Source organism: Roseicyclus amphidinii, assembly GCF_030163755.1.
Taxonomy (GTDB): domain Bacteria; phylum Pseudomonadota; class Alphaproteobacteria; order Rhodobacterales; family Rhodobacteraceae; genus Roseicyclus; species Roseicyclus amphidinii.
Map to the genome: position 1 here is coordinate 34,301 of NZ_JASJOE010000028.1, position 9,685 is coordinate 43,985.

Genomic DNA, 9,685 nt, shown 5'->3' on the forward strand with positions numbered 1-9,685 from the left:
CGATGAAAGCTGCCGTCCTCGTCTTCCCCGGCTCCAACTGCGACCGTGACCTTGCCGTGGCCTTCCGGTCCGCCGGTTTCGAGGTCGAGATGGTCTGGCACAAGGAGGCCGATCTGCCCGCGGGCACCGACATCGTCGGCGTGCCGGGCGGATTCTCCTATGGCGACTACCTGCGCTGCGGGGCCATCGCGGCGCAATCGCCGATCATGCGCGCCGTCGCACGCCATGCCGAGGCGGGCGGCTATGTGCTGGGCATCTGCAACGGGTTCCAGGTGCTGTGCGAGACGCGGCTTCTGCCCGGTGCGCTGATGCGCAACGCGGGGCTGAAGTTCGTCTGCCGGATGCAGGGGCTGCGGGTGGAGACCAGCGACAGCGCCTTTACCGCCGGCTATGCCGCGGGGCAGGAGATCACCGTGCCGATCGCCCATCACGACGGCAATTACGTCGCCGACCCGGAGACGCTGGCGATGCTCAAGGCCGAGGATCGCGTCGCCTTCCGCTATATCGGCAGCCCGAATGGCGCGATGGACGACATCGCGGGCGTGCTGAGTGCGAACCGCCGGGTGCTGGGGTTGATGCCGCATCCCGAGCGGGTGGTGGACGCGGCGCAGGGCGGCACCGACGGGGCGGCGATGTTCAAGGGGCTGGCCGAGGCGCTGGTCGCGGCCTGACGCATCCCGCGGCTTGAGCGAGGGGCGCGGCGCGCCTACCATGTGGGCCATGAGTGCAAGTGACAGCCAGACCGGGGCCGACATCGGCCATCGCCGCCGCGCATGGGTGCTGCGGGCGTTTCTCGTGGTCTTCGTGATGGTCGCCGTCGCGGCGATCTGGGTGTCGAACACCTGGCTCACGCAGCGGTTCACCGAGACCACGCGCAACCGCGCCGAGATCCGGCTGGCGATCTATTCGGGCACCGTGCAGTCCGAGCTGCAGCGCCATTCGGTCGTGCCGCTTCTGTTGTCGCGCGACCCGGTGCTGATCCGGTCGCTCGAGACCAACAGTTTCACAGATACCTCGCAGCGCCTGATTTCCTACGTGGACGAGATCGGCGCGGCCTCGCTCGTGCTGCTGGACCGCGAGGGGCGGATCGTGGCGGCCACCGACCGCTCGCGGCTGGCGCAGTTGCGGAACTCGGACCCGTTCTTCGTGCAGGCCACGCGCTCGCCCGACACGGTCTTCACCTCGAACGAGCCGGAAACCGGGCGCTACGATTTCACCTTTTCGCGCGCCTTGAGGGGGCCCGAGAACCGGCTTCTGGGGGTGATCCTCGTCGAGGTGGACCTTGCGCGGATCATCGACCGTTGGCGCGGCACCACCGAGGCGGTGTTCCTGACCAACAGCCAGGGCGAGATCATCCTGTCGACGGAACCGCGCTGGCGCGGCCGCACCGAGGCCGAGGCGCTGGCGCTGCAGCCGCCGCAAAGCGCGATCCAGCGCGCCATCGACGCGACGGGGGAATTCGCCTTCGGCGACCGGCGGCCCGATTTCTTCGGCTCGGACACGATCCGGCTGGAAAGCCGCATCCCGTTCCGGGGATGGCGCATCATCAGCTACACCGCCTACACCTCGGTGCGCGAGCGGGTGAACGCGGTTCTGGCGCTCGAGATCATGGGATTCGCGCTGCTGCTTGCGGGCGGTTTCTACGTTCTGAGCCGCCGCGCGCGGTCGCAGTCGGTGCGGCTGGCGCGCGAGTCGGCGGAGCTTCGCCGGTTGAATGCCCGGCTGCAGCGGGAAATCGCCGAGCGCCAGAGGGTCGAGCGGACGCTGGAAGAGGCCGAACAAAGCCTTGCGCAAAGCCAGAAACTCGCCGCGCTGGGCGAGATGTCGGCTGCCGTCAGCCACGAGCTGAACCAGCCGCTTGCGGCGATGAAGACCTACCTGGCGGGCGCGCGCCTGCTGCTCCAGCGCCGGCGGGTGGAGGAGGCCGCCTCGAGCTTCCAGCGCATCGACGACCTGATCGAGCGGATGGGCGCGATCACGCGGCAACTGAAATCCTATGCCCGCAAGGGCGGCGAGGCCTTCGAGCCGGTCGACCTGCGCGACGCGCTGAAGGGCGCGATGACGATGATGGAGCCGCAGTTGCGCACGACGCGGGTGGCGATCACACAGAGCCTGCCGCGCCGCCCGGTGATGGTGATGGCCGACCGGCTGCGGCTCGAGCAGGTGATCATCAACCTGTTGCGCAACGCGCTGGACGCGATGAAGGAGGCCCGCACGCGCGAGCTGGACCTGCTGATCGCCGAGGGCGAGGAAGCGGTGCTGACGGTGCGCGACAGCGGCAAGGGGATTGACGATCTCGACGCCTTGTTCGAGCCATTCTACACCACGAAGAAGCCCGGCGAGGGGGTGGGCCTTGGCCTTGCCATCTCCTCGGGGATCGTCGCGGACCTGGGCGGGCGGCTGACCGCGCGCAACGGCGAAGAGGGCGGGGCCGTCTTCGAGATCCGCCTGCCGCTGATCGGCGAGGGCGGGGCGAAGGCGGCGGAGTGACAGGAAAGGACGAAGGCTGATGAAGATCGCCATCGTGGATGACGAGCAGGACATGCGACAGTCGATCAGTCAGTGGCTGGCGCTGTCGGGCTTCGAGACCGAGACCTACGCCAGCGCCGAAGAGGCGCTTAAGGCGATCGGCCCCGACTGGCCGGGCGTGGTGGTGACGGACGTCAAGATGCCGGGCATGGACGGCATGGCCTTCCTCAAGCGGCTGATGGGCGTGGACAGCGGCCTGCCCGTGATCCTGATCACCGGGCATGGCGATGTGCCCATGGCGGTCGAGGCGATGCGGATCGGGGCCTATGACTTTCTGGAAAAGCCGTTCAACCCCGACCGGATGACCGACCTTGCCAAGCGCGCGAGCCAGCAACGTCGCCTGACGCTCGACAACCGGGCGCTGCGCCGCGAGCTGTCGGACGGCACCGTGCTGATGCGCAAGCTGATCGGCTCCAGCCCCGTGATGGAGCGGTTGCGCGAGGATATCCTCGACCTCGGCCAGGCCGATGGTCACGTGCTGATCGTGGGCGAGACGGGCACCGGCAAGACGCTGGTGGCCCATGCGCTGCACGCGGTGGGGCCGCGGGCGGGCAAGAGCTTTGTCGCGTTGTCCTGTGCCGCGCATGACGAGGAGACGCTGGCCGCCAAGCTCTTCGGCCCGGTGGGCGAGGACCAGGACAAGCCGCTGGTGGAACAGGCGCGCGGCGGCACGCTGGTGCTGGAGGATATCGAGAGCCTGCCGCAGCCCCTGCAAGCGCGGCTTCTGACGGTGATCAACGAGCAGGGCAGCCCGGCCGAGACGCGGATCGTGGCGATCTGCAACGCGCCCGAGCCCGAGCAATGCGAGGCCTCGTTGCGGCCCGACCTGTTCTATCGGCTTGCCGCGATGCGCATCGACCTGCCGCCGCTGCGCCAGCGCGGTGAGGATATCCTGACGCTTTTCACCCGTTTCGGCGAGCAGTTCGCCGAGGAATACGGCACCGAAAGCCCGCAGGTGACCGCCCAGGAGGCGGCGCAACTGTTGCAGGCGCCATGGCCCGGCAACGTGCGCCAGCTGATCAACATCGCCGAGCGCGCGATCCTGCAGCAGCGCCGCGGCTCTGGCTCCATCGCCTCGCTCCTGATGGCCGACAACGCCGAGATCGCGCCGCAGGCGATCGGCGAGGGCAAGCCGCTCAAGGAATACGTCGAGGCCTTCGAACGGATGCTGATCGACAACACGATGCGGCGGCACCGCGGCTCCATCGCGGGCGTGATGGACGAGCTGTGCCTGCCGCGCCGGACGTTGAACGAGAAAATGGCAAAATACGGGCTCAGCCGGTCGGATTATCTCTGAGCTGTCCGCCGCTTGCACGAATTGCCATTGTCTTTCGCCGCAAGCCCCCCTTAATGTGGCGTGACCGGCCTTGTGCCGGTCCGATCAGTTTCTCTGCATCCCTGCTCCGCGCCTGAAAGAACCGCGCGAAAGGGACCGCAGGTCACTTGGGCCGATGGCGCCTTACACGCCCGGCCCACCCGAAACCGCCCCGATCCGGGGCAGAATTGGCCCTCCGGCTTGCCCGGCGTGGCCGGAGACAGACGCGATGCAGCGCAGGGGCGCAAACATGGTGAGACGGACGGGGGTCAATGCCCTCGCCGCGGCCACGCCCCGTGGCATCGCGCTTAACATGAAACGCGAAGTGACACTCCCGTCCCGCAGCGGTGCGCCGCCGGGGCCAACGGGGGCGTTGTCGCGGGCAAGGACAAAATGGCAAAGACGATGCTCATCGATGCCACCCATCCCGAGGAAACCCGGGTTGTCGTGGCAGACGGAACCAAGGTCGAGGAATTCGATTTCGAGTCGCTGAACAAGCGGCAACTTGCAGGAAACATCTACCTGGCGAAGGTCACGAGGGTCGAACCCTCGCTGCAGGCCGCCTTCGTGGATTACGGCGGCAATCGCCATGGCTTCCTCGCCTTCTCGGAAATCCACCCCGATTACTACCAGATCCCGGTCGCCGACCGCGAGGCGCTGCTGGCCGAGGAACGCGAATACGCCGAGGCCATGGCCGCCGAGGCCGAGGCCGAGGAGAACAAGCCCAAGCGTGCGCGCAGGACGCGCCGCCGCAAGACCTCGGACACCCGCGCCGAGGCCGCGGCAAGCGATGCCGTGACCACCGGCGAGGTGTCGGGCGGTCCTTCGGGGATGGATGTCGTCGATCTGGGCGATGAGGACACGGATGAGGATGCCACCTCGGTGGAGGGGCTCTCGCCGATGGAGATGGTCGCCGAAACGCCCGTCGAGGAACCCGAGGACGTCGACGCCGACACGGGCGAAGACAGCGGCGAGGACACGGGGGAGGATTCGGGCGAGGACGACGCCGCCGAGGATGCCGACCACGGCGAGGGCGACGAGGCCGAGGGCCGCGCCACCGCCGAGACCGTCGCCGATGACGACACCGAGGAGGACATCCGCCCGGTCCGCAAACCGCGGCCGCGGAAATACAAGATCCAGGAGGTCGTGAAAGTCCGCCAGATCATGCTGGTGCAGGTCGTCAAGGAAGAGCGCGGCAACAAGGGTGCGGCGCTGACCACCTACCTCAGCCTTGCGGGCCGCTATTGCGTCCTGATGCCCAACACGGCGCGGGGCGGCGGCATCAGCCGCAAGATCACCAATGCCGCCGACCGCAAGAAGCTCAAGGAAATCGCGCAGGAGATCGAGGTGCCGCAGGGCGCGGGTCTGATCATCCGCACCGCGGGCAGCCAGCGCACCAAGGCCGAGATCAAGCGCGACTACGAGTACCTGCAGCGCCAGTGGGAGCAGATCCGCGAGCTGACGCTGAAATCCATCGCGCCCGCCCCGATCTACGAAGAGGGCAACCTGATCCACCGCGCGATCCGCGACCTCTACAACCGCGATATCGACGAGGTGATCGTCGAGGGCGATGCCGGTTACCGGCAGGCCAAGGACTTCATGAAGATGATCATGCCGTCCCACGCCAAGAACGTGAAGAACTACACCGACCCCACGCCCTTGTTCGCCAAGCACAAGGTCGAGGGCTACCTCGCCGACATGTTCAACCCGACCGTTCAGCTCAAGTCGGGCGGCTACATCGTGATCGGCATCACCGAGGCGCTGGTGGTGATCGACGTGAACTCGGGCCGGGCCACCAAGGAAGGCTCGATCGAGGAAACCGCGCTCAAGACCAACCTCGAGGCCGCCGAGGAAGTGGCGCGCCAGCTGCGCCTGCGCGACCTTGCGGGCCTGATCGTGATCGACTTCATCGACATGGACGAGCGCCGCAACAACGCCGCCGTCGAGAAGAAGCTGAAGGACAAGCTCAAGACCGACCGTGCGCGCATCCAGGTGGGGCGCATCTCGGCCTTCGGCCTGCTCGAGATGTCGCGCCAGCGCCTGCGCCCCGGCATGCTCGAGGCGACGACGCAGCCCTGCAAGGCGTGCCATGGCACCGGCCTGATCCGCTCGGACGACAGTCTTGCGCTCTCGATCCTGCGCCAGCTTGAGGAAGAGGGCCCCAAGCGCCGCGCCAAGGAGGTGACGGTCACGGCACCCGTCGCCATCGTCAACTACCTGATGAACGAGAAGCGCGACTACCTCGCCGCGATCGAGGCGCGCTACGGCCTGTCGATCCGGATCGAGGCCGACCCGAGCCTTGTCGCGCCCGATTACAAGATCGACCGCTCCAAGGTTGCGACCCGTCGCATCGTGGCGGCCGCGCCCATCGTCTCGATGGATGCCACGCTGATGGATGACCTCGAGGAGGAGGAGGACGTCGCGGAAGAGGTGCTGGAAGACGCCGCCGAGGCCGTCGAAAGCACCAATGCCCCGCGCGCCCCCGAGGCCGAAGGCGACGACGATCAGCCCAAGAAAAAGCGCCGTCGCCGCCGTGGCGGGCGCGGACGCCGGCGCAAGTCGGACGAGGGTCAGTCGGATGACGGGCAGTCGGATGAGGGGCAGGAGAACGGCACGGACGGGTCGGGCGACGAGGACAAGACCGGTGCGGTCGCAGCCGACGCCCCGGCCTCCGCCGAGACTGCTGCGCCCGATGCACCCGCGGCCGATGGTGCCGAGGCCGAAGCGGAAGGGGCTGCTGACGCCTCGGTCGAGGCCGAGGCCCCGGCCGAGCCCGCCGAAAAGCCCAAGCGCAAGCGTGCGACGCGCAGCCGCAAGAAGCCCGAGGCAGCGCCCGCCGCCGAGGCCGCCGAGGCATCGGCAGAGCCTGAGGTGGACCCCAAGCCCGCGGCCGAGGCCGAGGTTGTGCCCGACGCCGAACCGGTCGTGACGCCCGAGCCGGAACCCGCGGTTGCAGAAGAGCAAGTGCCCGAGCCCGCGCTGCAGCCGGAACCGGCCGCAGCGGAGCCCACGGCGGAACCGGTGCTCGAGACGGCGACCGAGACGGTGACAGAGACTGCGACCGAGACGGCAACCGAGACGGTGGCAGAGGCCGAACCGACCAAGCCCAAGCGCCGCGGCTGGTGGTCCAAGGGCTGACCGTCCGACCGTTCGAAACGACAAAGGGCGCCCCGAGGGGCGCCCTTTTCGCATGTATGACGCGACGTTTACTGCGCGTCGTCGCGCAGCATCGCCACGATCTCGAGCATCCCGTCGAGCGGCACGTAACCCCGCACCATCTGGTCGCCGAACACGAAGGTGGGCGTTCCCGAGATCTGCAGCCGCTCGCCGAGCGCGCGGTTGTAGTCGATGGTCTGTCGCACCAGCGGATCGTCGAGCGAGGCGACGATCGCCGCGCTGTCCAGGCCCAGCCCCTCGGCCAGCGCCATCAGCGCGGGTTGGGTCATGTCGCCGCGCATCGTCATCATCGCGTCGAAGATCTCGAAATAGGCCTCGTCCCCCAGCGCGACGCGGGTGGCGATGGCAAAGCGCGAGGCGAGAACCGATTGCTCGCCCAGGATCGGGAATTCCTTGACGACAAGGCGGATGTTGCCGTCCAGCTCGACCAGGTCCAGCACCTCGGGATGGGCGCGGCGGCAGAAGCCGCAGCGGTAATCCATGAACTCGACGACGGTGATGTCGCCCTCGGGGTTGCCGAGAACCACGTCGAAGGCCGAGGCGAACAGCGCGTTTGCATTCGCGGCCACGGCCATGGCGTCGCGCTCGACCTCGGCCTCGGCCTGGCGCTGCTCGAGCACGGCGAAGGCCTCCATCAGAACCTCGGGGTTCTCGACAAGGTAGCTGCGCACCTCGGCGCGAAAGGCCGCGCGCTCGGCATCGGTGAGATTGTCCAGATCGGTCGCCGCGGCCGGCAGGGCCATGGCACAGGTCAGGGCGAGGGCGGAGAGGTGTTTCAGCACGGGCGTTGCTCATTCGTTGCGGTGTCGCTCCATGCGTAGCATATCCGCGCCCGCTTGCCAGCACCGACACCTTGCGCCGAGGGGTGCTCACGCGGGCGTGACCGTTGACGCGGGCGGGCGCGGCTGGTTCAAGGCGCGGGCACAGCAACCGGAGGGTTCCATGCGTGTTTCGCGCCGCAGCGCCGTTGATCCGTTCATCGTCATGGATGTCATGGAGGCCGCCCGCGCCGCCGAAGAGGCGGGTCGCCACATCATCCACATGGAAGTGGGCCAGCCCGGCACCGGCGCGCCACGGGCCGCGCGGCAGCGGCTGGCCGAGGAGATGGAGAAGGGGCCGCTGGGCTACACCGTGGCGCTGGGGCGGCCCGACCTGCGCGCGGCCATCGCGGCGCTCCATGGCGAGTGGTATGATCTCGACCTCGACCCGGCGCGCGTGATCCTGACTTCGGGGGCGTCGGGCGGGTTCCTTCTGGCCTTCTCGGCGCTGTTCGACGCGGGCGACCGCGTTGGGCTGGGCGAGCCGTGCTACCCGTCCTATCGTCAGATCCTGACCGCGATGAGCCTCGAGCCGGTTGCGCTGCGCACCGAGCTGGCGACGCGCTATCAGCCGGTGCCGGGGCAGTTGACCGGTGACCTCGCCGGTTTGATCGTGGCCAGCCCCGCCAATCCGACCGGGACCATGCTGGGCAAGCCCGAGCTGCAAGGTTTGAGTGATACTTCAACATCGCTTGGTATATCCCTGATTTCGGACGAGATTTACCACGGGCTTCAATACGGGGACCGCGCCGTCAGCGCGCTGGAAGTGACCGATGACGTCTATGTCATCAACTCCTTCTCCAAGTATTTCTCGATGACCGGGTGGCGGTTGGGCTGGATGGTCGTGCCGCCGGATCACGTGCGCGTGGTCGAGCGGCTGGCGCAGAACATGTTCATCTGCCCCAGCCACGCCAGCCAGATCGCCGCCCTTGGCGCCCTCAGCCCCGAGGGGCGCGCGGAATTGGATGAACATCGCACCGTATATGTCAGGAATCGCAAGATTTTGCTTGATGGTCTGGCAGCCGCGGGCTTGACCGGAACTGCCCCCGCCGACGGGGCGTTTTACGTCTATGTCGATGTCTCGCACCTGACCGATGACAGCCTTGCGCTCTGCTCCCGCATCCTTGCGGAGGCGGGCGTCGCGGTCACGCCGGGCCTCGATTTCGACAAGGCGCGGGGGGCTGGGTTCCTGCGGCTCTCCTATGCGCGCTCGACGCCCGAGATCGAGGAAGGCGTGGCACGTCTGGCCCGGTTCTTCGGCACTCTGGCGTGACGCCAAGGCCGTGGTCATCCGTGCCGCGATGCGCCGCGGCGTTTTTCGCGGGAGGGACGCCCAAAGTCCTTGGGCCTGCCGGGGCGGTCTGGTAACCTGTCGGCAACCAAGACCATGACCGGGACCAACCCCGTGCGCCGAGCAGCAGTAACCCGTGTTCTGGCCAGCCTTGTGCTGTGCCTTTTGCCCATCGTCGCCCAGGCGCAGGGGTTTGGCGCGCTGTCGCGCCTTTTGCCCGAGGACAGCCGGATCGTGGCGTCGGGCGACGGGGTGTCCGTCACGCTGGGCCTGAGCCAGCCGGTGCCGTTCCGTGTCTTCACGCTGGCCGACCCGGCGCGCGTTGTCGTCGATTTCCGCGAAGTCGCCTTCGGCGACTGGCCCGAGGCACAGGCGGATGCCTTGCCGCCGGGCATTGCGTCGCTGGCGGCGGGGCCCGCGCGCGAGGCGGGCTGGACCCGTCTGGTGCTGACGTTGACCGCACCGCTGGCCCCGCGGACCGCGGCGATGACGACCGACCCCGCGAGCGGCATGGCGCAGGTCGCGGTGACCCTTGCACCGGTCGCCGAGGACGAG

At 68.1% G+C, this 9,685-nt stretch carries 7 protein-coding genes; 6 read left to right on the plus strand and 1 reads right to left on the minus strand.

The annotated features are described in order from the left end of the window. The first annotated feature begins 2 nt into the window (after positions 1-2). The 4 genes from purQ (at position 3) to QQK83_RS11000 (ending at position 6,982) form a co-directional block, all read left to right on the plus strand. Complete coding sequence (gene purQ, locus QQK83_RS10985) at positions 3-671, plus strand: phosphoribosylformylglycinamidine synthase subunit PurQ (RefSeq protein WP_284264214.1); 669 nt, start codon at positions 3-5, stop codon at positions 669-671. A gap of 49 nt (positions 672-720) precedes the next feature. Next, the gene (locus QQK83_RS10990; RefSeq protein WP_284264216.1) at positions 721-2,490 is read left to right on the plus strand and encodes a sensor histidine kinase; all 1,770 of its coding nucleotides are present in this window, start codon (positions 721-723) and stop codon (positions 2,488-2,490) included. 19 nt (positions 2,491-2,509) lie between these two features. After that, positions 2,510-3,826, plus strand: coding sequence for a sigma-54-dependent transcriptional regulator (locus QQK83_RS10995; RefSeq protein WP_284264218.1), 1,317 nt, complete (start codon positions 2,510-2,512; stop codon positions 3,824-3,826). A gap of 411 nt (positions 3,827-4,237) precedes the next feature. Beyond that, on the plus strand, positions 4,238-6,982 hold the full coding sequence (locus QQK83_RS11000) for an Rne/Rng family ribonuclease (protein WP_284264220.1): 2,745 nt from the start codon (positions 4,238-4,240) through the stop codon (positions 6,980-6,982). Positions 6,983-7,050: 68 nt separating this feature from the next. Here QQK83_RS11000 and QQK83_RS11005 read toward each other — a convergent pair whose 3' ends face one another. After that, positions 7,051-7,803 carry a DsbA family protein gene (locus QQK83_RS11005; protein WP_284264222.1) on the minus strand — a complete coding sequence of 251 codons (753 nt, stop codon included), beginning with the start codon at positions 7,801-7,803 and terminating at the stop codon, positions 7,051-7,053. 160 nt (positions 7,804-7,963) lie between these two features. Between QQK83_RS11005 and QQK83_RS11010 the strand changes: the two genes are divergently transcribed. Then, positions 7,964-9,112 carry a pyridoxal phosphate-dependent aminotransferase gene (locus tag QQK83_RS11010; RefSeq protein ID WP_284264224.1) on the plus strand — a complete coding sequence of 383 codons (1,149 nt, stop codon included), beginning with the start codon at positions 7,964-7,966 and terminating at the stop codon, positions 9,110-9,112. A gap of 114 nt (positions 9,113-9,226) precedes the next feature. Next, on the plus strand, positions 9,227-9,685 hold a 459-nt coding region (locus tag QQK83_RS11015; RefSeq protein WP_284264227.1), incomplete at its 3' end, for an AMIN domain-containing protein.